Consider the following 22,987-nt stretch of genomic DNA (forward strand, 5'->3'; position numbering starts at 1 on the left):
GGTGACTATGATCGCGCCGACGGGGACCGACGGTGCGAGGGGACGGTGCGGGGGTGGCCGACCAGGGCGGGTCCGAGCTGCTGCGCACCACGCTCGCCCGGCTCGCGCCCGGCACCGACCTGCGCGAGGGCCTCGAGCGCATCCTGCGCGGCCGGACCGGCGCGCTGGTCGTCCTCGGCCACAACCCCGTGGTGGAGGCGCTGTGCGACGGCGGGTTCGCCCTCGACGTGCAGTTCGCCCCCACCCGGCTCCGCGAGCTGTCCAAGATGGACGGCGCCGTGGTGCTCGACGACTACGCGACCCGCATCCTGCGCGCCAACGTGCAGCTCGTCCCGGACCCCAGCATCCCCACCGACGAGTCCGGGACGCGGCACCGCACCGCCGAGCGGGTTGCCATCCAGACCGGGTACCCCGTGGTCTCGGTGAGCCAGTCGATGGGCATCGTCAGCGTCTACGTCGACGGCACCCGCCACGTCCTGGCCGACTCCTCGACGATCCTCTCCCGCGCCAACCAGGCCGTGGACACCTTGGAGCGCTACAAGACCCGGCTCGACGAGGTCGACCGCCAGCTGTCGGTCCTGGAGATCGAGGACTTCGTCACCCAGCGCGACGCGATGACGGTGGTGCAGCGGCTGCAGATGGTGCGCCGCATCTCCTCCGAGATCGCGGACGACGTCGTCGAGCTCGGCACCGACGGCCGCCTGCTGCAGCTGCAGCTCGAGGAGCTGATGGGCGGCACCGAGAACGACCGGCTCCAGGTGGTCCGCGACTACCTGCCCGGGCACCCCGGGGCGGCGGAGGTCGCGGAGCTGCTGGACGTGCTCGACACCCTGGGCAACGCCGAGCTGCTCGACCTCACCCGCCTGTCCGGGGTGTTCGGCCTGCCCGCCGCCGTCGAGTCGCTCGACGCGCCGCTGAGCCCGCGCGGGTACCGGCTGCTCAGCCGGGTGCCGCGGCTCCCGGAGTACCTGCTGGACAGCCTCGTCGACACCTTCGGGTCGCTGCAGAGCCTGCTCGCGGCGACCGCCGAGGACCTGCGCCGGGTGGATGGGGTGGGTGAGGGCCGCGCCCGCAGCATCCGCGAGGGACTGTCCCGGCTGGCCGAGGCCAGCATCGCCGAGCGCTACCAGTAGCGGCGGCTCAGACGAGGGTGAACGGCGCGGGGGCGCTGGTGAGCCCGCCGAGCCCGACGACCACGGTGTAGGCGCCGGCCGGCACCGGGGTGCGCGGTGCGGTGCAGCCGGGCGCGGACGTGGTGCCCGACCAGCGGATGCTGTACGAGGTCTGCTGGCCGGGGACGAGCGTCTTGGTCTCCGTGCCGGTGCCGGGGTAGCAGTCGTTGCTCGACCACAGCCGCTGCGTGCCGTCGGCGGAGTAGACCAGCACCTGCTGCAGCGCACCGTCCAGCGCGCGCGTGCACGGCACGGTCCCGCGGGTGGACACCAGGAGCCGGAACACCGGCTCCTCACCCACCTTGTAGGTCGGGGCGGCGGCCGCGGCGGTGAGCACCACGTCCGCGTCGGGGCAGGGGCCCAGCGGGGCCTGCGACGTCGGGGGCGCGGTGGTCGTCGGGGCCGGTGTCGTGGCCGCCGGGGTGGTCGTGGTGGCGCTGCCCGGGGCGGGCACGGTGGTCGAGGTGCCGGTGGTGGGGGCCGGGGTGGGCGGCGTGCTGCTCGCCGGCGCCGCGGTGGTCGTGGCGGGAGCCGGTGCCGCGGCAGGGGTCTCGGGTGCGGGGCTGCCCCCGGCCACGGCGGAGCCGAGCCAGAGCAGCAGGACGACGACCACGACGAGCCCGGCGACCGCGACGGCACGGCGGCGCCAATACACCTCGGGGGGCAGAGGTCCGACCGGCGACAGCACGTCTGGGACGGTAGCGCCGCGCCGCCGCCCCCCGGCTGACCTGCGCGGCGTGTCGTCCCACGGGTCACACCCCTACCATCGGAGCCCGTGCCCCCGACCCCCGCGCTGGACGCGGAGACGCTGCTGGCCTGGTACGCCGCAGCCGCCCGCGACCTGCCGTGGCGGCGCCCCGGGACCACCCCGTGGGGCGTGCTCGTCAGCGAGGTGATGCTGCAGCAGACCCCCGTGGCCCGGGTCGCCCCCATCTGGGAGCAGTGGCTGGCGCGCTGGCCCGACCCGGCGTCTATGGCCGCCTCCCCCGTGGCCGAGGTGCTGCGGGCCTGGGGCCGGCTGGGGTACCCGCGGCGCGCGGTGCGGCTGCACAGCTGCGCGGTCGTGGTCACCACCGACCACGGGGGCGTGCTGCCCGACGACGTCGAGACGCTGCTGACCCTGCCCGGTGTCGGCGCCTACACCGCCCGCGCGGTGGTGTGCTTCGCCCACGGCGGCCGGGTCCCGGTGGTGGACACCAACGTCCGCCGCGTGGTGGCCCGCGCCGAGCACGGCCGCGCCGAGGCGGGCCCGCCGTCGACCACCCGCGACCTGGCCGAGACCGAGGCGCTGCTGCCCGAGGCCCCTGCGGAGGCGGCCGTGCTCTCGGCGGCGCTCATGGAGCTCGGCGCCACGGTGTGCACCGCGCGCTCCCCGGCCTGCGGCGGCTGCCCGGTGCGGGACCGCTGCGCGTGGGTGGCGGCCGGGCGGCCCGCGCACACCGGGCCCGTGGTGCCGAAGCAGCGCTTCGCCGGCACCGACCGGCAGGTGCGGGGACTGCTGCTCGGCGTGGTGCGCTCGGCGTCGGAGCCGGTGGGGCGGGCCGCGCTGGACGTCGTCTGGCCCGACGCGGTGCAACGGGACCGGGCGCTGGGCTCGCTGCTGCTCGACGGGTTGCTGGAGCAGACCGACGACGACCGCTACGCGCTGCCCGGCGAGGGCGGCAGCCCGGCCAGGAACGCCTCGACCTCGGCCCGGTAGCGGGCGGGCGCCTCGTCGTGCACCAGGTGCCCGGTGCCGGGGACGACGACGTGGCGGCAGGGCCCGGCCGCGCGGGTCGCCATCGCGGCCACCTGCCCGGGCGGGGTGATGGACTTCTCGGCCTCCAGGAGCAGGCTGGGCACCGCGGCCGCGGCCCACTCCGGCCAGTGGCTGCGGGTGCCCCAGTGCTCGGCGGTGGCCTGCCAGTGCTCGAGGCGGCCGTGGCGGACGAGGCCGTCGGGGGTCGGGTCGAGCGCGTCGAGGAAGTAGCGGCCCGCGACGTCGCCGAAGAACCCGCGGACCGCGGCGGCGTCGGGGAACGGCACGGGCCAGGCCTGCAGCAGGGCGAGCCAGCCGTCGGCGGTGAGGCCGCGGAAGTCCGGCGCCATGTCCTCGACGACGACCGCGCGGACCAGGTCGGGGTGGCGGGCGGCCAGGCACCACGCGTGCAGGCCGCCCATGGAGTGCCCGACGACGACGGCCGGGCCGAGCGCGGCCGCGCGGAGGTCGGCCGCGAGGTCGTCGACGAAGCGCTCGGTGGTCCAGGGGCCGTCGTCGGGGACGTCCGCGCCGCGGTGGCCGGGGGCGTCCCAGGTGAAGACCGTGCCGTGCGCGGCCAGCCACGGCCAGCACCGCCGCCACGTCGCGCCGCGGCCCATGAGCCCGTGCAGCAGCAGCACCGGCGGACCGTCACCCCCACGCCTGTCGAGCACGAGCGGCGACGCTACGCCGCAACCTATGCTGGGCCCGTGGCCGTGGTGAAGATCAACGCGATCGAGGTTCCCGACGGGGCAGGCGCCGAGCTCGAGCGCCGGTTCGCCGCACGGGCGGGCGCCGTCGAGGGCTCGCCCGGGTTCCTCGGGTTCGAGCTGCTGCGGCCGACCGGCGGGGAGACCAGGTACTTCGTCTACACGCGCAGTTGAGTCCCTGATAGTGGTGTAGCGCGGTGGCTGCGATCGTCGGCGTGTCCGTCGGTACGTAGGTGCGGCCACCACGTGATCCTTCGAGTGAACCTCTCACAGCACCCTCGAATGGAGTCATCGCGGTGACCGCACCTCACATTGTCGACCCTGCCCGCCTGCTCGAGGAAGCCCTCGGCGAGGCCAGCCCTGATCTGATGCGGCAGCTGCTGCAGACCATGATCAACGCGTTGTTGTCCGCGGACGTCGATGCGGTGGTCGGCGCCGAGTACGGGCAGGTGAGCTCGGGGCGGGGCGCGCAGCGCAACGGCTACCGCCACCGGCCGCTGGACACCCGGGTCGGCACGGTCGACGTCGCGGTTCCCAAGCTGCGCAAGGGGACCTACTTCCCCGAGTGGCTGCTCGAACGCCGCAAACGCGCCGAGACCGCACTGATCACCGTGGTCGCCGACTGCTACCTCGCCGGGGTCTCGACCCGGCGGATGGACAAGCTCGTCAAGACCCTCGGCATAGACTCGCTGTCCAAGTCGCAGGTCTCACGGATGGCCACCGACCTCGACGAGCACGTCGAGCAGTTCCGGCATCGACCCTTGGACACCGCCGGCCCGTTCACCTTCGTCGCGGCAGACGCGTTGACGATGAAGGTCCGCGAGGGCGGCCGGGTGATCAACGCCGTGGTCCTGATCGCGACCGGGGTCAACGGTGACGGGCACCGCGAGGTCCTCGGCATGCGGGTCGCGACCAGCGAGACCGGGTCGGCGTGGAACGAGTTCTTCGCCGACCTCGTCGCCCGTGGCCTGGGCGGGGTCCGCCTGGTCACCTCTGATGCCCACCGCGGGTTGGTCGAGGCGATCACCGCGAACCTGCCCGGCGCAGTCTGGCAACGCTGCCGCACCCACTACGCCGCCAACCTCATGGGCGTCACCCCGAAAGCGATGTGGCCCGCGGTCAAGGCGATGCTGCACAGCGTCTACGACCAGCCCGACCGGCCCGCGGTGCACGCCCAGTTCGACCGGTTGCTCGACTACGTCGACGGCAAGCTGCCCGAGGTCCACGATCACCTCGACAGCGCCCGCGCCGACATCCTCGCCTTCACCGGATTCCCCAAAGACGTCTGGACCCAGATCTGGTCGAACAACCCCGCCGAACGCCTCAACCGCGAGATCCGTCGCCGCACCGACGCCGTCGGCATCTTCCCCCACCGCGATGCCGTCGTCCGGCTCGTCGGCGCCGTCCTGGCCGAGCAAACCGACGAATGGACCGAAGGACGCCGCTACCTCGGCCTCGACCTCCTCACCCGCTGCCGACTCACCACTACCCCCGCACCCGACTCCACGATCGGAGCCGACACCATGCCCGCCCTCAGCGCCTAACCCACAACGGATCACGACGCGGTACACCACCAACTGGGACTTGACCCGCGCTGGGAGACCGAGGAGGCTTACCAGGCGTGGGCCGACGGTGGTGCCGCGGCGGCGCACTCGGGGCAGCGTGGTGCGCCGGTGTCGAGCGGGGCGTCGTTGCTCGAGTTCGACGTGGTGCTCGGCGTCGGCCCCACGGCCTGACCCGCCGCGGCTGCGGCCGCTGCACACGCCCGCCGCTCCTGCACCTCTGACCGGTCGTCCCGCCGCGACGCGGGTCCCCGGCGGTCGTCACGGCCCCGCCCGGTGCACCGAAAAGTGCGCCCAGCAGCCCCCGGACGGCCGCACGACAACGGAAAGTGCGCCCGCCGCGCGGCCGTCGCGAATACCGAGACCGAGCGGGTTGCCGGCCGGGGCCAGCCGCACCCCGGTTCCCCCGCTGGTGACTGCGCCGTTCCGCCACACCGGAAAGTGCGCCCAGCGGCCCCAGGACGGCCGCACGACACCGGAGAGTGCGCCCGCTGCGATGAGCGTGAGTTGCCGGGGCCCGGGGAGCGCGGGACGTGGGCGGAATGCGGGTGCGAGGGCCCGGGGAGCGCGCGACGTGGGCGGAACGCGGGTGCGGGGCCCTGGCGTGCGCGATAAGTGGGCGAAACGCGGGTGCGGGGGCCCGGGGAGCGCGGGACGTGGGCGAAACGCGAGCGACGGGGGGACCCAGCGCAGCACGCGGCCGCCGCACCCGGGGTGGGTGCGGCGGCCGTGTGTGCCTGGTGGGGGCCGGGGCTACTCCGAGCCGGAGTCCCCGCCCTCGGCGGCCTTGGCCAGGTCCACCGGAGGGGCGTCGGGCAGGGCGTCGGGCTTGGCCTCGCCGCGGAACGTGAACTTCGCGTCCTCGCCCGCCGACTCGCCGTCCCAACCCTCGACGTCGACCAGCACGATCTGGCCGGGCTGGACCTCCCCGAACAGGATCTTCTCGCTGAGCTGGTCCTCGATCTCGCGCTGGATCGTGCGACGCAGCGGACGCGCACCGAGCACCGGGTCGAACCCGCGCTTGGCCAGCAGCCGCTTCGCCTGCTCGGTGACCTCGATGGCCATGTCCTTGTTCTTCAGCGCCGTCTCGACCCGGGTGATCATGAAGTCCACCATCTGGACGATCTCGTCCGAGGTGAGCTGGTGGAACACCACGATGTCGTCGATGCGGTTGAGGAACTCCGGGCGGAAGTGCTTCTTCAGCTCGTCGTTCACCTTCGACTTCATGCGCTCGTAGTTCGACGAGGCGCCGGTGCCGCTGGAGAACCCGAGGCCCACGGCCTTGGAGATGTCCGACGTGCCGAGGTTCGAGGTGAAGATCAGCACCGTGTTCTTGAAGTCCACGGTGCGGCCCTGGCCGTCGGTGAGACGGCCGTCCTCGAGCACCTGCAGGAGCGTGTTGTAGATCTCCTGGTGCGCCTTCTCGATCTCGTCGAACAGCACCACGGAGAACGGCTTGCGCCGCACCTTCTCGGTGAGCTGGCCGCCCTCCTCGTACCCGACGTACCCGGGAGGGGCACCGAAGAGCCGCGAGGCGGTGAAACGATCGTGGAACTCGCCCATGTCGATCTGGATCAGCGAGTCGTCGTCGCCGAACAGGAACTCCGCGAGCGCCTTGGACAGCTCGGTCTTCCCGACGCCGGACGGGCCGGCGAAGATGAACGAGCCCGACGGGCGCTTCGGGTCCTTGAGGCCGGCCCGGGTGCGCCGGATGGCCTTGGCGACGGACTTCACCGCCTCCTCCTGGCCGATGATCCGCTTGTGGAGCTCGTCCTCCATGCGGAGCAGCCGGGTGGTCTCCTCCTCGGTCAGCTTGAACACGGGGATCCCGGTCCAGTTGCCGAGCACCTCCGCGATCTGCTCGTCGTCGACCTCGGCGACCACGTCGAGGTCACCGGAGCGCCACTGCTTCTCCCGCTCGGACTTCGCCGCGAGCAGCTGCTTCTCGGTGTCGCGCAGGCTCGCCGCCTTCTCGAAGTCCTGCGCGTCGATCGCCGACTCCTTCTCCCGGCGCGCGTCGGCGATCTTCTCGTCGAACTCGCGCAGGTCCGGCGGCGCCGTCATCCGGCGGATGCGCATGCGCGCGCCCGCCTCGTCGATGAGGTCGATCGCCTTGTCCGGCAGGAACCGGTCGGAGATGTAGCGGTCGGCCAGCGTGGCCGCCGCGACGAGCGCGCCGTCGGTGATCGAGACGCGGTGGTGCGCCTCGTAGCGGTCGCGCAGGCCCTTGAGGATCTCGATGGTGTGCTCGACGGAGGGCTCGCCCACCTGCACGGGCTGGAAGCGGCGCTCGAGCGCGGCGTCCTTCTCCACGTACTTGCGGTACTCGTCGAGCGTCGTGGCCCCGATGGTCTGCAGCTCGCCGCGGGCCAGCATCGGCTTGAGGATGCTGGCGGCGTCGATCGCGCCCTCGGCGGCGCCCGCCCCGACGAGGGTGTGGATCTCGTCGATGAACAGGATGATGTCGCCGCGGGTGCGGATCTCCTTGAGGACCTTCTTCAGCCGCTCCTCGAAGTCACCGCGGTAGCGGCTGCCGGCCACCAGGGAGCCGAGGTCGAGGGTGTAGAGCTGCTTGTCCTTGAGCGTCTCCGGCACCTCGCCGTTGACGATGGCCTGCGCGAGGCCCTCGACGACGGCGGTCTTGCCGACCCCGGGCTCACCGATGAGGGCGGGGTTGTTCTTGGTGCGCCGCGAGAGCACCTGCATGACGCGCTCGATCTCCTTGGACCGACCGATCACCGGGTCGAGCTTGGACTCGCGCGCCGCCTGGGTGAGGTTGCGGCCGAACTGGTCGAGGACCAGCGACGTGGACGGGGTGCCCTCGCCCCGGCTGCTGCCGGACTCCGCCGGCTCCTTGCCCTGGTAGCCCGAGAGCAGCTGGATGACCTGCTGGCGGACCCGGTTGAGGTCGGCGCCGAGCTTGACCAGCACCTGGGCGGCGACGCCCTCGCCCTCGCGGATGAGGCCGAGCAGGATGTGCTCGGTGCCGATGTAGTTGTGCCCGAGCTGCAGGGCCTCCCGCAGGCTCAGCTCCAGGACCTTCTTGGCCCGGGGGGTGAACGGGATGTGGCCCGACGGTGCCTGCTGGCCCTGGCCGATGATCTCCTCGACCTGGCTGCGCACGCCCTCGAGGGAGATCCCGAGGGACTCCAGCGACTTGGCCGCGACCCCCTCACCCTCGTGGATGAGGCCCAGCAGGATGTGCTCGGTGCCGATGTAGTTGTGGTTGAGCATCCGGGCCTCTTCCTGGGCCAGGACGACGACGCGCCGCGCGCGATCGGTGAACCTCTCGAACATCTGTGCTCCTCACACTCCCTGGTTGCCCAGCATCCCCACACTGTAGTCGCGGGGTCGGACACCAGCCTGACCTGTCCAACGCAGGTCCGCGGCCCGAAGGTGCCCCCGGGACCTACGCCGAGGGTGAACAGCCGGGGGTGGGCTGCACGCGGCGGCGGGGTGGCGCTCCCCCCGTGGGACGCCACCCCGGCCGCCGCCGGGGCTCAGGAGCCGCTCAGGAGGCGGAGTTGTAGGCCTCGACCACGCTGGAGGGGATGCGGCCGCGGTCGGACACCTCGTAGCCGTTGCGCCGCGCCCACTCGCGCACGGCCGCGCTCTGCTCGCGGTCGGCCGCACCCCGGCCGCGCGGGGCCGTCCCGCTCGGGCCCGAGGCCTTGCCGCGGCGTCGGCCGGCGACCTTGCGGGCGTGGCCGGTCCACATCGCGAAGTCGTTGCGCAGCTTCTGGGCGTTGTCGTCGGTGAGGTCTATCTCGTAGGTCACGCCGTCGATCGCGAACTCGACGGTCTCGGCCGCGACCGAGTCGTCGTCGATGTCGTCGACGAGGGTGACGGTGACTTTCTGCGCCATGGTGGCAATTCCTCTCGGGGGGTTTTGAACGACGTTCGTCCCCCACTCTAGCCACCCTTTTGCGGAAAGCCGGTCGTGGCGCGGCGGCACGAAGGCAGACCCCTAGAGAAAGCACAATTAAAAAAAGATTGGTGCGCACCGGAATGGCACGCACCGATCAGGTCGTGGGGCGCACGACCGGGAAGAGGATGGTCTCGCGGATGCCGAGGCCGGTCAGCGCCATGAGCAGCCGGTCCACCCCCATGCCGGTGCCCGTGGTGGGCGGCATCGCGAACTCCATGGCCGCGAGGAAGTCCTCGTCGAGGCGCATCGCCTCGTCGTCGCCCGCGGCGGCGAGCCGGGCCTGGTCGACGAACCGGGCGCGCTGCACCACCGGGTCGACCAGCTCGGAGTACCCGGTGGCGAGCTCGAACCCGCGCACGTAGAGGTCCCACTTCTCGGTGACGCCCTCGACGCTGCGGTGCTGGCGGACCAGCGGGCTCGTCTCGACGGGGAAGTCGCGGACGAACGTCGGCGCGGTGAGGTGGTCGCCGACGAGGTGCTCCCACAGCTCCTCGACGAGCTTGCCGTGCCCGGTGCCGGGGGCGAGCTCGAGGCCGAGCGCTTCGGCGTGCCCGCGCAGCGCGTCGAGCCCGGTGGCCGGGGTGACCTCCTCGCCGAGCGCGGCCGAGAGCGACGGGTACATCTCCAGGGCCGTCCACTCCCCGCCGAGGTCGTAGACCGAGCCGTCGGCCAGCGTCACCTCGGTGGTGCCGAAGGCGGCCCGGGCCACCTCCTGCATGAGCTCGCGGGTCATCACCGCGGAGTCGTCGTAGGTGCCCCACGCCTCGTAGGTCTCGAGCATCGCGAACTCCGGGGAGTGCGTGGAGTCCACGCCCTCGTTGCGGAAGTTGCGGTTGATCTCGAAGACCTTCTCGATGCCCCCGACGACGCAGCGCTTGAGGAACAGCTCGGGGGCGATGCGCAGGTAGAGGTCGATGTCGAGGGAGTTGGAGTGGGTGACGAACGGCCGGGCCGCCGCGCCGCCGTGCAGGGTCTGCAGCATCGGGGTCTCGACCTCGAGGAAGCCGCGGGCGTCGAGCGAGCGGCGCAGCTCAGCGACGACGGCCGCGCGCCGGCGCACCACGTCACGGGCCTGCGGTCGGACGATGAGGTCGACGTAGCGCTGCCGGACCCGCGCCTCCTCGCTCATCTCCTTGTGGGCCACCGGCAGCGGGCGCAGCGACTTGGCCGCCAGCTCCCAGCCGTCGGCCATGACCGAGAGCTCCCCGCGCCGGGAGGTGATGACCTCGCCCTGCACCGCGACGAGGTCGCCGAGGTCGACGTCGGACTTCCACGCGGCCAGGGAGGCCTCCCCGACCCCGGCGAGGCTGAGCATGGCCTGCAGCTGCGTGCCGTCGCCCTCCTGCAGGGTGGCGAAGGCGAGCTTGCCGGTGTTGCGCACGAACATGACCCGGCCGGTGACGGCGACGTGCTCGCCGGTGGCGGTGTCCGGCGGCAGGTCCGGGTGCGCCGCCCGCACGGCGGACAACGTCGTGGTGCGGGGCACCGCCACCGGGTAGGGGTCGGTTCCGGCGGCGAGCAGCCGCGCCCGCTTCTCGCGGCGGACGCGCAGCTGCTCGGGCAGGTCGTCGGTCCCGACGGCGTCGTCGGCGCGGGCATCGGGTCCGGTCACGGGCGCCCACCCTAGCCAGCGCGCGCGAGGGGCCTAGTCGAGCAGGTCGATGACGCCGGCGCGGCGCAGCGCCTGGTACCCGCCGGCGACGTCGGTGGCCCGGTGCAGGCCGAGGTCCTGCAGCGCGGCCGCGGCGAGGCTCGAGGTGTAGCCCTCCGAGCACAGCACCACCCAGGCCACGTCGTGGTCGACGGCGGCGTCGATGCGGGCGTCCGACGCCGGGTCGCAGCGCCACTCCAGGACGTTGCGCTCGATGACCATGGCCCCGCCCAGCTCGCCCTCGGCGGCGCGCTGCGCGGCCGGGCGGATGTCGACGACGACGGCGCCGGCGGCCACGGCGCCGATCAGGTCGCCCGGCTCGACCCGGTCCAGCCGGGCGCGGGCGGCGGTGAGGACGTCGTCGATGGTGCGGGGTTCGGCCACGCCTGCCGACGGTAGCGGGCCGGGCACCCGACCGGCGCCACAGCCGTGCCCGGTCAGCGCGGGGTGCGGGCGCGCGGCGGCGGTCGCTCGGCGTTGCGGGCCTGGGTACGGTCGTAGACCAGCGCCAGGCCGAGCAGCGTCAGGTCGGGCTCGTGGTGGGTGATGGTCTCGGAGTCCTCCAGCACCAGGGGGGCGAGCCCGCCGGTGGCCACGACCGCGACGGGGTCCCCGCTGCGGCCCACCAGCTCGCGGCGGATGCGGCCGACCAGCCCGTCGACCTGCCCGGCGAAGCCGTAGAGGATGCCGGACTGCAGCGCCTCGACGGTGTTCTTGCCGATCACCGAGCGGGGCCGGGTCAGCTCGACGTGGCGCAGCGCGGCCGCGCGGTGGGCCAGCGCGTCCAGCGAGATCTCGATGCCCGGGGCCAGGGCCCCGCCGAGGAACTCCCCCCGGGCGGAGACCACGTCGATGTTCGTCGAGGTGCCGAAGTCGACGACGATGCAGGCGGTGTCGTGCAGGTGGTGCGCGGCCAGGGTGTTGACGACGCGGTCGGCGCCCACCTCGCGCGGGTTGTCCACCAGCAGCGGCACCCCGGTGCGCACCCCGGGCTCGATGACGACGGTGGGCACCCCGGCGAAGGTCCGCTCCACCATCCGCCGCAGCTCGCGCAGCGCGGCGGGCACGGTGGACAGCGCCGAGACCCCGGTGACGGCCCCGGCGTGCTCGCCGAGCATCCCGCAGACGGTCAGCGCCAGCTCGTCGGCGGTGCGCCGGGCGTCGGTGTGCAGCCGCCACTGCCGCACCACGTCGCCCGCGTGCCCGGGACCGGTGGTCGCGGGCGCGAACAGCCCGAGCACCGTCTCGGTGTTGCCGACGTCGACGGTGAGCAGCACGGTGCGGCTCAGCCCCGCGCGGGGGCGACGGGGGCGTTGAGGGCGATGAGCGCGTCGAGCGCGGCCGCGTCGGGGGTCTCGGCGTCGGACGCGGCGCCGTGGGGGCCGTGGCCGGCGGCCACCTCGGGGGCGGGCATCCCCTGCGCGACGAGGGCGCCGGTGAGCAGCCCGGACCCGGCCGGGGCGTGCGAGGGGTCCCCGCCGAGGTCGGCGACCCGGTTGTCGGCGTCGACGAACACGACGCGCGGGGTGTAGGTGCGCGCCTCGGCGTCCTCCATCTGGCCGTAGGAGATGAGGATGACCAGGTCGCCCGGGTGCACCAGGTGCGCGGCGGCACCGTTGATGCCGATGATGCCGCTGCCGCGCTCGCCGGGGATGACGTAGGTCTCGAGCCGCGCGCCGTTGTCGACGTCGACGATGGCCACCTGCTCGCCCTCGAGGAGGTCCGCGGCGTCCATCAGGTCGCGGTCCACGGTCACCGAGCCGACGTAGTGCAGGTCGGCCTGGGTCACGGTGGCGCGGTGGATCTTCGACTTGAGCATGGTGCGGATCATGGTCGCCGGTCCTGTTCTGCCGCGGTGGCGGCGGTCTCGGGTGCGGGGTCGGGGGTGGGTGCGGCGGCGGTCGTGCCGGCGCCGAGCAGGCCGGTGCCCAGGGCGACGCCGACGTTGTCGATGAGGCGGACGCCGCCGCAGCGGGCGGCGACGAGCAGCCGGCCGTCGCCGTGGGTGGGGGCCGGCCCGAGGTGCAGGTCGCGCACCTCGAGGTAGTCGACGTCGAGGCCGGGCTCGGCGGCGAGGACGGCGCGGGCCGCGGCCAGCACCGCGTCGGGGCCGCCCTGCGCGGCGTGCGCCCCGGCCACCAGGGCCGCGGAGAGGGCGACGGAGGCGCGGCGGGACTCGTCGTCGAGGCGGACGTTGCGGGAGGACAGCGCCAGCCCGTCGGGCTCGCGGACGGTGGGCACGCCGACGACGCGGACGTCGAGGTCGAGGTCGGCCACGGCCTGGCGCACCACGGTGAGCTGCTGGTAGTCCTTCTCGCCGAAGTAAGCCTGGTGCGGGCGGACCAGCTCGAACAGCTTGGTCACGACGGTGAGCACCCCGTCGAAGTGCCCGGGCCGGCTGGCGCCCTCCAGCTCGTCACCCAGCGGTCCGGAGTGGACGGTCGTGCGGCCCTGGCCGTGCGGGTACATGCCGTCCACCGAGGGGGCCAGCACCAGCTCGACCCCGGCCTCGCGGAGCAGCGCGACGTCGCGGTCCAGGGTGCGGGGGTAGGCGTCGAGGTCGGCGGCCTCGCCGAACTGCAGCGGGTTGACGAAGATCGACACCACGACCACCGAGCCCGGCACGCGCCGCGCGTGGCGCACCAGCTCGAGGTGCCCGGCGTGCAGCGCCCCCATCGTCGGCACCAGCACCACCTGCCGGCCCGCGGCCCGCAGCGCGGTGGTGACGCGGCGCAGCGCGCGGGGGTCGTGGTGCACGGTCAGCGCGCCCGGGGTGAAGGCCCGGGCCGGTGCGGCGGTCTCAGTCATCCAGCACCTCCAGGACGGCGGCGGCCGGGGCGGGGTCGAGCAGCCCGGCGCCGGCGGCCCGCGCCACGGTGCGCCGGGACAGCGCCCGGTAGCCGGCCGCCAGGGCGGGGTCGAGGTCGGTGAGCACGTCGAGGTGGCGCGACACCGTGGCCGCGTCCCCGCGGGCGACGGGCCCGGTCAGCCCGCGGTCACCGAGGCGCAGCGCGCTGTCCAGCGCGGCGGACAGCAGCGGGGCCAGCACCCGCTCCGGCGGCGCGCCCGCCCCGGCGACGGCGGCGGCGAGGGCCTGCGCGGCGTCGCGGACCAGGGTGACGAGGTGGTTCGCGCCGTGCGCCAGGGCCGCGTGGTAGAGCGTGCGCTGCGCCTCGGGCACCCGGACGGGCTCGGCGCCGACCTCGACGACGAGGGCCTCGGCCACCAGCCAGCCCGCCTCGTCGGCCGCGGTCACCCCGAAGCAGCACGCGGCCAGCCGCTCGGTGTCCTCGGCCCGGCCGGTGAAGGTCATGGCCGGGTGCAGGGCCAGGGTCAGCGCCCCGGCCTCGGCCAGCGGGGCCAGCACGCCCACCCCGAGCGCCCCGGCGGTGTGCACGACGATCTGCCCGGGCCGCACCACGCCGGCGGCGGCGAGGCCGCGGGCCAGGCCGGGCAGCACGTCGTCGGGCACTGCGAGGACGAGCAGGTCGGACCGGGCGGCGACCTCGTCGGGGGGCAGCACGACGGCCTCGGGCAGCCGCTCGGCGGCGCGGGCGAGGGCGGCGTCGGAGACGGCGGCGGTGGCGACGACGAGGTGCCCGGCCCGCTCGAGGGCCTGGCCCAGGGCGGTGCCGACGCGCCCCGCGGAGACGACCCCCACGGCGAGGCGGGCCCGGGCGGGGCCGGACCCGGTCGGGTCGGCGTGCGCCGGGCCGGCGGCGCCGGGGTCGCCCCCGGGCAGCGCAGCAGAGGTCACCGTTGCTCCTGACGTCGTTCCAGTCCTGCGCGGCAGGTACCGGACGTGCAGCCGCGAGGGTAGGCGCTGCCCCACCACGGCGACGAGCCGGCGGTGGGCGACGCTGGTCACATGACCGGGGCTGGGCAGGACGGGGCGAGGCGGGGCTGGGCTGGGGGGGACGGGGTGGCGCAGGACGCACGGTGGCGGGACTGGGAGGACGCGTGGGACGCGGCGCTGCACGGCCCCGGCGGGTTCGTCCACACCGCGGGCCCGGCGGCGGCGCACTTCCGCACCTCGGTCCACGTGGGCCCGGAGCTCGCCGAGGCCCTGGCCGAGCTGTTGGCCCGGCTGGACACCGGGCTGGGCCACCCCGCTCGGCTCGACGTGGTTGACCTCGGGGCGGGCGGCGGCGAGCTGCTCGCGCGTCTGGTCGACGCGTGCCCGCTGCCCCTGCGGGCCCGGCTGGCCCCGGTGGCGGTGGACCTGCGCGCCGCCCCACCCGGCTGGGCCCTGCCGTGGGCGGCGGGGCTGCCGGACCGGGTGGTGGGTCTCGTCGTCGCCCACGAGTGGCTGGACGCCCTGGCCTGCCCGGTGGTGGAGCACGACGGCCGGGTGGTGCGGCGGGTGCAGGTGCGCCGCGAAGGCCGGGAGCGGCTGGGCCCGGCGGTGGGAGGTGCGGCGGCGGCGTGGCTGCGCCGCTGGTGGCCGCTGGGCCCGGGCGGGCGCGCCGAGGTGGGGCTGCGCCGGGACCGGGGGTGGGCGGCGGTGCGGGCCGCGGTGGTGGCCGGGCTGGCGCTGGCGGTGGACTACGGCCAGCCGGCCGCGGGTCCGGTGCCGACGCTGACCGGGTTCCGGGACGGCCGGGTGGTGGCCCCGGTGCCCGACGGCCGCACCGACCTGACCGCGCACGTGCACTGGCCGTCGCTGCCCGGGCGGCTGCGGACCCAGGCCGACGCGCTCGCGGCGCTGGGGCTGCGGGCGGGCGGCGACGGCTCGCAGGACTGGCTGCGGGCCGCGGCCCGGGCGGGACGGGTGGCCGAGCTGACGGACCCGGCCGGGCTGGGCGGGTTCGGCTGGCTGAGCCGGGCCGTCGGCGTCGCGGACCCGCTCAGCCGGTGACCACCCGGCCCAGGCCGAGGAACCCGTCGGCCACCAGCGCGCCCCGCTCGAACGTCATACGGGCCGGGCCGTCCCCGGTCACCACCTCGGAGGTGGGGTAGCCGAGCGGGCCGTCCTGCGCACCGCTGAGCACGTAGGGCAGCAGGAACGGCAGCGGCAGCAGGTGCGCGTCCGCGCCGGGGCCCGCGTAGATGCCGGCCAGCGAGGTGAACCACACCCCGGTGCCGCCGTCGGGGGCCGTCCGCACGACGAAGGGGACGCCGAGTGCCCCGGTGCCGCCCGCCTCGCGGAGCCGCTGCGCCACCGGGGCCGGCAGCAGGTGGGTGCCGAACAGCGGGCTCGTCACCAGCGCCGCCCCGTCGAGCAGGTCCTGGCTGGTGCCGCCGGGCACCGCGACGGCGTCCCGGGCGGGTGCCCCCAGCACGGCGGTGCCGCCGAGGCGCAGGAACTCGGCCAGCAGCGGGCCGTCGAGCAGGACCGCGCCCGTGGTGGGGGTGGCGACGAGCCGGCCCCGCTGGAAGACCTGCTCGCGCAGCGCGTCGTCCCCGGTCTCCGGGCCCACCGGGGCGCCGAGCCGGGCGCGCAGGGCCGGGTCGGCGGCGTAGCGGGCCGCGATGGCACCCCCGGCCGGTGCGGCGGGGGTGTAGGTGGCGGTCAGCGCGAGATCGGCGTCGGGCACGGTCACCTCGTGCTCGCGGGCCCCGCCGTCCGACCACCCGGTGAAGGGGGCGGTGCCGGCGGCGTCGAGCGGCGCCGCCCCCACCGAGGTGCGGGACCCGACGACGACGCGGGCGCTGGTGGCGGGCGCGCCTCCGATGGTCATGGCGGCGGGCCGGGTGGGGGTGACCGAGAGGGTGCGCAGCCGGGGGGTGGCCTCGACCTCGCGCCGCGTGCTCACCCCGGCTGAGTCGGTGACGGTCGCGGTGACGACGAGGACGGTGGCGTCGCCGTGGTCGTCGACCGTCACGCCGAACGACGGCCCCGCGCCGGACTCCCCGGGGTGGGCGTGGCAGCTGCCCGCGGTCGGGCAGTGCCGCAGCTGGGTGGTCCACCGGACGGCACCGTCGAGCGGGCCGTCCTCCACGTCGGTGGCCGTGGCGCTCAGCTCGACGCGCTCCCCCACCATGACCGTGCGGCCGGGGGCGTACCCGAGGACCTGCAGCGCCGGGGCGTGGTCCGCCGGGGCCACGGTGACCTCGGTGGTGCCCGTCGCCCCGAGCGGGTCGGTGGCGGTGAGGGTCGCGGTCCTCACCGCGGCGTCCGGGTAGGTGTGCGACGGCGTCGGGCCGCTGCCGGTGGTGCCGTCACCGAAGTCCCAGCGGTAGGTCAGCGCGTCCCCGTCGAGGTCGCTCGACCCGGTCGCGTCGAAGCCGGCGGTGCGGGTGGCCGGGTCGGTCGTCACGGTCGCGACCGCGGTGGGCGGGCGGTTGCCGGGCACGTAGGACAGCCGGACCAGCGTCCCGGCGTCGAGGTCGGCCCACACCACGTCGCCCCCCGGTCCGACGAGGAAGCGGACGGGCCCGCCGACGCCGGTGGCGAAGCCGGCCGGCTCCCGGTCGCGCACCAGCGCGCCGGCGGCGTCGAACCGGGCGGTCCACACCACCTGGTCGGCGTAGTCGCCGAAGACGTAGGCCCCGCGGTAGGCCTGCGGGTAGGCCGAGCCCTGGTAGAACACCCCGCCGGTGACCGAGGAGCCGGCGGTGTGCGGGTAGGCCAGGGCCGGCTCGTCGAACCCGGTCGCGCACCGGGCGTCGCCGGCGTACTCGGGGGTCGCGATGTCGCCCTCGCGGCACGGCCAGCCGTAGTTGCCGCCCGGCCGCACGACGTCGACCTCCTCGCGCAGGTTCTGCCCGACGTCCCCGACCACCGGCGCCCCGGAGGACGGGTCCAGCGTCACCCGGAAGGGGCTGCGGAACCCCAGGGCGTAGGTGCGGCTGGCCCACGACGACGGCGCGGCCGGGTCGTACCCGGGGTTGGTGGGCACCCCGGCCCCGTCACGGGTCAGGTGCAGCAGCTTGCCGTAGGGGGTGGCCGGGTCCTGCGCGCGCAGCTGCAGGTCGGTGCGCCGGGTGAACGGCGACGAGTCGCCCATCGCGGCCCACAGCGTCCCGTCCGGGGCGACGACCAGGCCCGCCAGGCCGTGGACGTCCTGGGTCGACGGGATGCGCAGGAGCACCTGCTCGTCGACCAGCGCGGTCGGCGCGGCGCCCCCGGCCAGCGTCCACCGCGACAGCAGCAGGTCGGTGCCGCCGGGGCGCGCGGCCGAGCGCGTCGTCACCACCGTCGTGGTGGGGCTGCCCGGGGCGGCGGGCTCGGCGACCAGGCTGGTGAGGCCGAGGTCCCCGGCGTCGACCACGGGCACCCGCCCGGCCAGCACCCGCGGCGTTCCCGCGACGGGCACGTGCGTCACCGTGCCGTCCTTGCCCGCGGTCAGTGCGCTGCCGTCGGCCAGGTACGTCGCGTCGGTCAGCGTGTAGGGGGCCTGCCCGGTGGGGGTCGTGGTGAGCCGGAAGCCGGCGGGCAGCGCGGGCGCGGCCCCGGCCACCGGGGCGAGCCGCGGCACCACCGCCGGGGCGACGGCGAGCAGCAGGGCGAGGACGGTGGCGGCCACGGCCGGCCGGGCTACGGTGCGCATCGGCAGCTCCCAGGACGAGGTGCGGCGAGGGTAGGGCCGCTCGACCCGTTCGGGTGGATGAAATGGCACAAATGGCGGGTGGCGATGACCGTGGGTGACGACGGCGGCGGGGTGGCGGCCGTCCCCGTCCGGACGCGCACTGTCGGGGTCGGCGACGTCACCCGGCACCTGGGCGTCGACGAGGTGGTGGACCTCGGCCCGCTGCACCCCGGGGCGCACGGGGCGCTGCGGCTGCGGCTGCGCGTCGCCGGCGACGGGCCGGCCGCGGTGGTGCAGGAGGCGGTGCCGCTGGTGGGCCACCTGCACCGGGGTGCGGAGAAGCTGTTCGAGGTGCGGGACTACCGCCAGGTGATGGCGCTGGCCAACCGGCACGACTGGTGGGCGGCGTTCGCCAACGAGCTGCTGGTCGCGGGGGCGGTCGAGGAGATGACGGGGCTGCGGCCGCCGCCGCGGGCCGTGGCGCTGCGGGTGGTGCTGGCCGAGCTGAGCCGCGCGGTGGCGCACCTCGGCTTCACCACCGCGCTGGCCCGCACGCCGGACTCCCGGGCCGCGGGGGTGGCGGCGCGCGAGCGGCTGCAGGCGGTGCTCGAGGAGGCGTGCGGCGGGCGGGTGCACCTGGTGGCCAACCGGATCGGCGGGCTGCGCGAGGACGTGCCGCTGGGGTGGACCGCGCGGGTGCGGGACGCGCTCGACGCCGTCCGCCGCGGGCTGGACGCGCTGCGGGCGGGGACGGTGGACGACCCGGGGTTCGCCGACGACCACCGCGGGCTCGGGGTGCTCGACCGCGCCGACGCGGCCGCGCTGGGCGTGACGGGCCCGGCCGGGCGGGCCAGCGGGCTGGACCTCGACCTGCGCCGGGACGACCCGTGGGAGGGTTACGCGGAGCTGGGCGTGGTGCCGGTGGTGCGCGCCGAGGGCGACGCGCTGGCCCGGGTGGCGTGCCAGCTCGACGAGGTGGACCTGGCGCTCGACCTGGCCGGGCGGGCGCTGGACCGGGTGCCCGGCGGGCCGGTCAACGTGCGGCTGCCGCAGACGATCGCGCCGGGCGAGGGGTCGGTGTTCGTGTGGGGGGAGGCGCCGCTGGGCACGGCCGGGGTGCACGTCGTCTCCCGCGGCGAGCGCACCCCGTGGCGGCTGAAGCTGCGGACCGCGTCGTTCAACAACGTGCAGGCGCTCGCCGTGCTGCTGCCGGGGTGCACGGTCGCCGAGCTGCCGCGCGTGCTGGCCTCGTTCGCCGTCGTGATCGGCGACGTCGACAAGTAGGTGGGTGGCCCACTCCCGAGACCGCGTCCCGCCCACTTGGCGCGATCAGGCGGCGCTGCGGAGCGCGTCCCGCCCGCGTCGTGCGACCGGGCGCGGTGCGGGGGGCCGGTCAGTCGGCGCGGCGGCGGCGGCGCGGGGTGGTCCCGGCGCTGACCCCGATGGCGGCCATGAGCTCGGAGACCGAGCGGCCGGCGCTGTGGGCACCCTCGTCCTCGGCCTCGGCCTCGGCGCCGCTCCCGGGCTCGGCGTCCGCCCCGGAGGAGGTCGTCTCCTGCGTGTCGGGCTCCGCCTGGGGCCCTGTCTCGGTGTCGACCTCGGACTCGGGCCGGCGCCGCCGACCGCCGGACTGCTGCTCCGGCTCGGGCTCCGGCTCCGGCTCGGGCTCGGGCTCGGTCTCGACCACGGCGGAACCCGGCTGCGGCGTCGGGTCCTCGGCCACCGGCTCGGGCTCGGCGACGGGCTCCGGCTCAGGCTCGGGCTCGGGCTCGGGCTCCGGCTCGGCGACGGCTTCCGGCTCGGGCTCCGGGTCACGGGACGCCACCAGCGGCTCCGCGTCGGCCGGCTCGTCGTCGATGCGCGCGAACACGTCCGTCGCGTCGGTGGAGCCGGCCGCGCGCACGTCGTCGGGGTGGGGCGCCTCCTCCTCGACCGCGTCCTCGACGTCGCGCCGGTGCTCGATCTGGCCCACGCCACCGGCCGCGAGCCGCGCGGTGTCGCTGAGCGAGCGCAGCCGGGTCGACTCCGCTCGCAGCGCCGCCCGCTCGACCAGCAGCTCGCCCCCGAGCAGCGCCGCCAGGTTCTCCCGCAGCGCGCGCAGCTCGTCGCGCAGCTCGGCCATGTCCGAGGATGCCTCGGCGCGCACCTCCTCGCGGACGGTGCGCTCCACCTGGTACTCGTGCATCCGGCGGGCGCTGACCTCGCGCTCGAGCTCGAGGTCGTAGACGGTCTTGAGGTCCGCCGCCCGGGCCTGGGCCGTCGCGGCCTCCCGGCGCGAGCGGGTCATCGCGATCGAGGCGACCACGGCCGCCCACAGCGCGAGGACCACCCCGAGCAGCAGCCACCGGGTGTTGTCGGAGAACACCACGGCGATGACGGTGGACGCGGCGGCGAGCAGGACGAGCGCGCCGACCAGGTACTGGAACCGGTCCCGCGTCCCGCGCCGGGGGCCGGCGGGTCGTGCGGCGCTGGTCATGCCCGGCAGGTTACCGGTGCCGCCGCGCCGATCCGGTCAGGCGGGCGGCGCGCCAGGCGGGTCGTCCGGGGTGCGGCAGCAGTGCTCGAGGAACAGCCCGGCCCCCACGAGGGCCAGGGCACACACCAGCCCGATCGCCGCACCCGGCGTCTCGTCGGCGGCGGCCGCGAGCTGGCCGCGGACCCCGAGCAGGTGCGCGCCGTACCCGGCCCACGCCCCCGCTAGACCGGCCCCGACCAGCGACGACGCCTTGGCCAGGGCGAGGGCGCGGGCCGCCATGAGGGGGTCGAGCAGCCCGGCACCCGCTTTTCTCTGCACGCGTGCGCGCACCACCCGGCCCAGCTGGATCTCGACCAGGGCGAGCAGGGCCAGCGACAGCCCGGCGTAGCGCGGCAGCGGGGGCATCGAGCCGTAGACGCTGCGGACCACCAGCCACACGCAGACCGCGACGAGCAGGCCGAGGCCCACCAGGTCGCGGGGACGGGTGGGGGTCACCGGCGCACCAGCGTCGCCGGGCCCGGGCGCACCCCCGCGCGCTCGGCGGGGTCGAGCCCGGCGAGCAGGTCGGCCACCGGGCCGTGCCCGACGAGCACCGCGGCGGGGTCGACCTCCAGCCACGGCACGAGCACGAACGCCCGCAGGTGCGCCCGCGGGTGGGGCAGGGTCAGCTCCGGGTCGTCGCTGCGGGTGCCCTCGCAGTCCACGACGTCGACGTCGAGGCTCCGCGGGCCCCACCGCACCTCGCGCACCCGCTGCGCGGCCCGCTCCAGGTCCTGGCCCGCGGCGAGCCAGCCCCGGGCGTCACGGCCGGGGTCGTCGACGAGGAGCACCGCGTTGGCGAAGTCCTGCTGCTCGACCCCACCCCACGGCGCGGTCTCGTGGACCCCCGACACCGCCGTCACGGCCGGCCCGAGCGCGTCGAGCACGGACTGCAGGTGCCCCACCCGGTCCCCCAGGTTGGACCCGATCGACAGCACGGCACGGGTCACCGCGGTGCACCACCCCGGGCCCCGCCCGTCCCCGCGCCGCCCCGCTCGCGGTGGACCACGACGGCCACGTCGGCGAAGTCGAGCGGGATGGGGGCGGACGGCTTGTGCAGGGTCACCTCGACGGCGGTGACGCGCGGGTCGGCCAGCACCCCGTCGGCGACCTCGCCGGCGACGGCCTCGATGAGGTCGCGCGGCGGCCCGGCGACGACGGCGGCGGCGGCGTGGGCCAGCTCGCCGTAGTGCAGCGTGTCGGCGAGGTCGTCGGACGCGGCGGCGGGCGCCAGGTCCAGCCACACCACGAGGTCGACGACGAAGTCCTGGCCGTCGCGGCGCTCGTGGTCGAACACGCCGTGGTGCCCGCGCACGCGCAGCCCGCGCAGCTCGATGCGGTCCCCGCCCGGACGCGGCGCGGCGCTCAGGAGTCCGCCCCCCACCACGGCGCGGGGACGGCCGGCGAGCTGCCCAACGTCCACGCGGCGGCCACGGCGACGGCGTCCAGCGAGCGGGCGACGTCGTGCACCCGCACCCCCCAGGCGCCGTTGACCGCGGCCAGCGCGGAGACCACGGCGGTCGCGGTCTCCCGGCCCTCCGGCGGTCGGAGGGCGCCGTCGTGGTCGGCGAGCAGCGCACCGAGGAACCGCTTGCGGGAGGCGCCGACCAGCACCGGGAAGCCGAGCTCGGTCAGCGCGCGCAGGGTGCGCAGCAGCGCCCAGTTGTGGGCGGCGTTCTTGGCGAAGCCGAGGCCGGGGTCGAGCACGATGCGGCTGGGGTCCACCCCGGCCAGCACGGCGGCGTCGACCCGCTCCACCAGCTCGCCGCGGACCTCGGCGACGACGTCCTCATAGCCCGCGTTCTCCTGCATCCGGGACGAGTGCCCCCGCCAGTGCATCAGCACCCACGGCACCCGCAGCGTGGCCACGGTGCGGGCCATGGCGGGGTCGGCCAGCCCGCCGGAGACGTCGTTGACCAGCTGCGCCCCCGCCTCGACGGCGGCCTCGGCGACCGATGCCCGGGTGGTGTCGATGCTCGTCGGCACCCCGCGGGCGGCCAGCTCCCGCAGCACGGGCACGACGCGGGCGGTCTCCTCCTCGGCGGGCACCCGGTGGGCGCCGGGTCGGGTGGATTCCCCGCCCACGTCGACGAGGTCCGCGCCCTCGGCGTGCAGCCGCACCCCGTGGGCCACCGCGGCGTCCGCGTCGAGGTAGCGGCCGCCGTCGGAGAACGAGTCGGGGGTGACGTTGAGGACCCCCACCACCACGCACCGGCCCGGGTCGGGCAGCGCCACGGGG

20 protein-coding genes and 2 pseudogenes are annotated in these 22,987 nt (G+C 75.7%); 6 read left to right on the forward strand and 16 right to left on the reverse strand.

Going from position 1 to position 22,987, the window contains the following annotated elements; translation table 11 throughout:
* The first annotated feature begins 53 nt into the window (after positions 1–53).
* Positions 54–1,133 (forward strand): DNA integrity scanning diadenylate cyclase DisA, encoded by a 1,080-nt coding sequence (gene disA, locus ACYVOF_RS16735; protein WP_460868418.1) that lies wholly within the window; start codon positions 54–56, stop codon positions 1,131–1,133.
* A gap of 7 nt (positions 1,134–1,140) precedes the next feature.
* Here disA and ACYVOF_RS16740 read toward each other — a convergent pair whose 3' ends face one another.
* Positions 1,141–1,860: a hypothetical protein gene (locus ACYVOF_RS16740; protein WP_460868420.1), complete on the reverse strand. Its 720-nt coding sequence runs from the start codon at positions 1,858–1,860 to the stop codon at positions 1,141–1,143.
* A gap of 87 nt (positions 1,861–1,947) precedes the next feature.
* Here ACYVOF_RS16740 and ACYVOF_RS16745 point away from each other — a divergent pair, with 87 nt between their 5' ends.
* Positions 1,948–2,871, forward strand: coding sequence for an HhH-GPD family protein (locus ACYVOF_RS16745; protein WP_460868422.1), 924 nt, complete (start codon positions 1,948–1,950; stop codon positions 2,869–2,871).
* Here the strand turns inward: ACYVOF_RS16745 and ACYVOF_RS16750 are convergent.
* Complete coding sequence (locus ACYVOF_RS16750) at positions 2,811–3,584, reverse strand: alpha/beta fold hydrolase (RefSeq protein ID WP_460868424.1); 774 nt, start codon at positions 3,582–3,584, stop codon at positions 2,811–2,813. The two genes, ACYVOF_RS16745 and ACYVOF_RS16750, sit on opposite strands and share 61 nt — an antisense overlap.
* Positions 3,585–3,620: 36 nt before the next feature.
* On the opposite strand from ACYVOF_RS16750, the pseudogene ACYVOF_RS16755 reads away from it, so the two are divergent.
* Together ACYVOF_RS16755 and ACYVOF_RS16760 are read left to right on the forward strand one after the other, a co-directional pair.
* A pseudogene (locus ACYVOF_RS16755) lies at positions 3,621–3,785 on the forward strand (antibiotic biosynthesis monooxygenase family protein); the annotation flags it as partial.
* A gap of 131 nt (positions 3,786–3,916) precedes the next feature.
* Positions 3,917–5,164, forward strand: a complete 1,248-nt coding sequence (locus ACYVOF_RS16760; RefSeq protein ID WP_460868426.1) for an IS256 family transposase — start codon at positions 3,917–3,919, stop codon at positions 5,162–5,164.
* A gap of 771 nt (positions 5,165–5,935) precedes the next feature.
* Here ACYVOF_RS16760 and ACYVOF_RS16765 read toward each other — a convergent pair.
* The 8 genes and pseudogenes from ACYVOF_RS16765 to ACYVOF_RS16800 all read right to left on the reverse strand — a co-directional run bounded on the left by ACYVOF_RS16765 (position 5,936) and on the right by ACYVOF_RS16800 (position 14,503).
* Positions 5,936–8,479: an ATP-dependent Clp protease ATP-binding subunit gene (locus tag ACYVOF_RS16765; protein WP_460868427.1), complete on the reverse strand. Its 2,544-nt coding sequence runs from the start codon at positions 8,477–8,479 to the stop codon at positions 5,936–5,938.
* Between the two features lie 214 nt (positions 8,480–8,693).
* Positions 8,694–9,047, reverse strand: a complete 354-nt coding sequence (locus tag ACYVOF_RS16770) for a histone-like nucleoid-structuring protein Lsr2 (protein WP_460868430.1) — start codon at positions 9,045–9,047, stop codon at positions 8,694–8,696.
* A 157-nt stretch (positions 9,048–9,204) separates the two neighbouring features.
* On the reverse strand, positions 9,205–10,722 hold the full coding sequence (gene lysS / locus ACYVOF_RS16775) for a lysine--tRNA ligase (protein ID WP_460868432.1): 1,518 nt from the start codon (positions 10,720–10,722) through the stop codon (positions 9,205–9,207).
* Positions 10,723–10,755: 33 nt separating this feature from the next.
* Positions 10,756–11,145 (reverse strand): rhodanese-like domain-containing protein, encoded by a 390-nt coding sequence (locus tag ACYVOF_RS16780; RefSeq protein WP_460868434.1) that lies wholly within the window; start codon positions 11,143–11,145, stop codon positions 10,756–10,758.
* Between the two features lie 53 nt (positions 11,146–11,198).
* Positions 11,199–12,038 (reverse strand): type III pantothenate kinase, encoded by an 840-nt coding sequence (locus tag ACYVOF_RS16785; RefSeq protein ID WP_460868436.1) that lies wholly within the window; start codon positions 12,036–12,038, stop codon positions 11,199–11,201.
* A 143-nt stretch (positions 12,039–12,181) separates the two neighbouring features.
* A pseudogene (gene panD / locus ACYVOF_RS16790) lies at positions 12,182–12,592 on the reverse strand (aspartate 1-decarboxylase); the annotation flags it as partial.
* Entirely contained in the window at positions 12,589–13,569 is a 981-nt protein-coding gene (panC, locus tag ACYVOF_RS16795; protein WP_460868438.1) for a pantoate--beta-alanine ligase, read from the reverse strand. The pseudogene panD and the gene panC, both read right to left, overlap by 4 nt.
* Positions 13,562–14,503, reverse strand: a complete 942-nt coding sequence (locus ACYVOF_RS16800; protein WP_460868509.1) for a Rossmann-like and DUF2520 domain-containing protein — start codon at positions 14,501–14,503, stop codon at positions 13,562–13,564. The genes panC and ACYVOF_RS16800 overlap by 8 nt, the downstream gene beginning before the upstream one ends.
* A gap of 180 nt (positions 14,504–14,683) precedes the next feature.
* Between ACYVOF_RS16800 and ACYVOF_RS16805 the strand changes: the two genes are divergently transcribed.
* Complete coding sequence (locus ACYVOF_RS16805) at positions 14,684–15,619, forward strand: SAM-dependent methyltransferase (RefSeq protein WP_460868440.1); 936 nt, start codon at positions 14,684–14,686, stop codon at positions 15,617–15,619.
* Here ACYVOF_RS16805 and ACYVOF_RS16810 read toward each other — a convergent pair.
* Positions 15,609–18,230, reverse strand: coding sequence for a PQQ-dependent sugar dehydrogenase (locus ACYVOF_RS16810; protein ID WP_460868442.1), 2,622 nt, complete (start codon positions 18,228–18,230; stop codon positions 15,609–15,611). The two genes, ACYVOF_RS16805 and ACYVOF_RS16810, sit on opposite strands and share 11 nt — an antisense overlap.
* 108 nt (positions 18,231–18,338) lie before the next feature.
* Here ACYVOF_RS16810 and ACYVOF_RS16815 point away from each other — a divergent pair, with 108 nt between their 5' ends.
* On the forward strand, positions 18,339–19,517 hold the full coding sequence (locus tag ACYVOF_RS16815; RefSeq protein ID WP_460868511.1) for an NADH-quinone oxidoreductase subunit D-related protein: 1,179 nt from the start codon (positions 18,339–18,341) through the stop codon (positions 19,515–19,517).
* Between the two features lie 109 nt (positions 19,518–19,626).
* Here the strand turns inward: ACYVOF_RS16815 and ACYVOF_RS16820 are convergent, their stop codons facing one another.
* The 5 genes from ACYVOF_RS16820 to folP are packed head-to-tail and all read right to left on the reverse strand — an operon-like array spanning position 19,627 to position 22,983.
* Positions 19,627–20,709, reverse strand: a complete 1,083-nt coding sequence (locus ACYVOF_RS16820) for a DUF6779 domain-containing protein (protein WP_460868443.1) — start codon at positions 20,707–20,709, stop codon at positions 19,627–19,629.
* A gap of 36 nt (positions 20,710–20,745) precedes the next feature.
* Entirely contained in the window at positions 20,746–21,204 is a 459-nt protein-coding gene (locus tag ACYVOF_RS16825; protein ID WP_460868445.1) for a DUF3180 domain-containing protein, read from the reverse strand.
* Positions 21,201–21,698 (reverse strand): 2-amino-4-hydroxy-6-hydroxymethyldihydropteridine diphosphokinase, encoded by a 498-nt coding sequence (gene folK / locus ACYVOF_RS16830; protein WP_460868447.1) that lies wholly within the window; start codon positions 21,696–21,698, stop codon positions 21,201–21,203. Before folK ends, ACYVOF_RS16825 begins: the two co-directional genes overlap by 4 nt.
* The gene (gene folB, locus ACYVOF_RS16835; RefSeq protein WP_460868449.1) at positions 21,695–22,132 is read right to left on the reverse strand and encodes a dihydroneopterin aldolase; all 438 of its coding nucleotides are present in this window, start codon (positions 22,130–22,132) and stop codon (positions 21,695–21,697) included. Before folB ends, folK begins: the two co-directional genes overlap by 4 nt.
* A complete protein-coding gene (folP, locus tag ACYVOF_RS16840) occupies positions 22,114–22,983 on the reverse strand; it encodes a dihydropteroate synthase (protein ID WP_460868451.1) in 870 nt (289 codons plus the stop codon). Before folP ends, folB begins: the two co-directional genes overlap by 19 nt.
* Between the last annotated feature and the right edge of the window lie 4 nt (positions 22,984–22,987).

This window comes from Rhodococcus aerolatus (genome assembly GCF_054783215.1).

Bases quoted from the DNA above. Each gene is read 5' to 3' on its own strand.
- ACYVOF_RS16765 (WP_460868427.1), bottom strand. From the start codon at position 8,479: ATGTTCGAGAGGTTCACCGATCGCGCGCGGCGCGTCGTCGTCCTGGCC.
- ACYVOF_RS16770 (WP_460868430.1), bottom strand. From the start codon at position 9,047: ATGGCGCAGAAAGTCACCGTCACCCTCGTCGACGACATCGACGACGAC.
- panC (WP_460868438.1), bottom strand. From the start codon at position 13,569: ATGACTGAGACCGCCGCACCGGCCCGGGCCTTCACCCCGGGCGCGCTG.
- ACYVOF_RS16815 (WP_460868511.1), top strand. From the start codon at position 18,339: ATGACCGTGGGTGACGACGGCGGCGGGGTGGCGGCCGTCCCCGTCCGG.
- ACYVOF_RS16820 (WP_460868443.1), bottom strand. From the start codon at position 20,709: ATGACCAGCGCCGCACGACCCGCCGGCCCCCGGCGCGGGACGCGGGAC.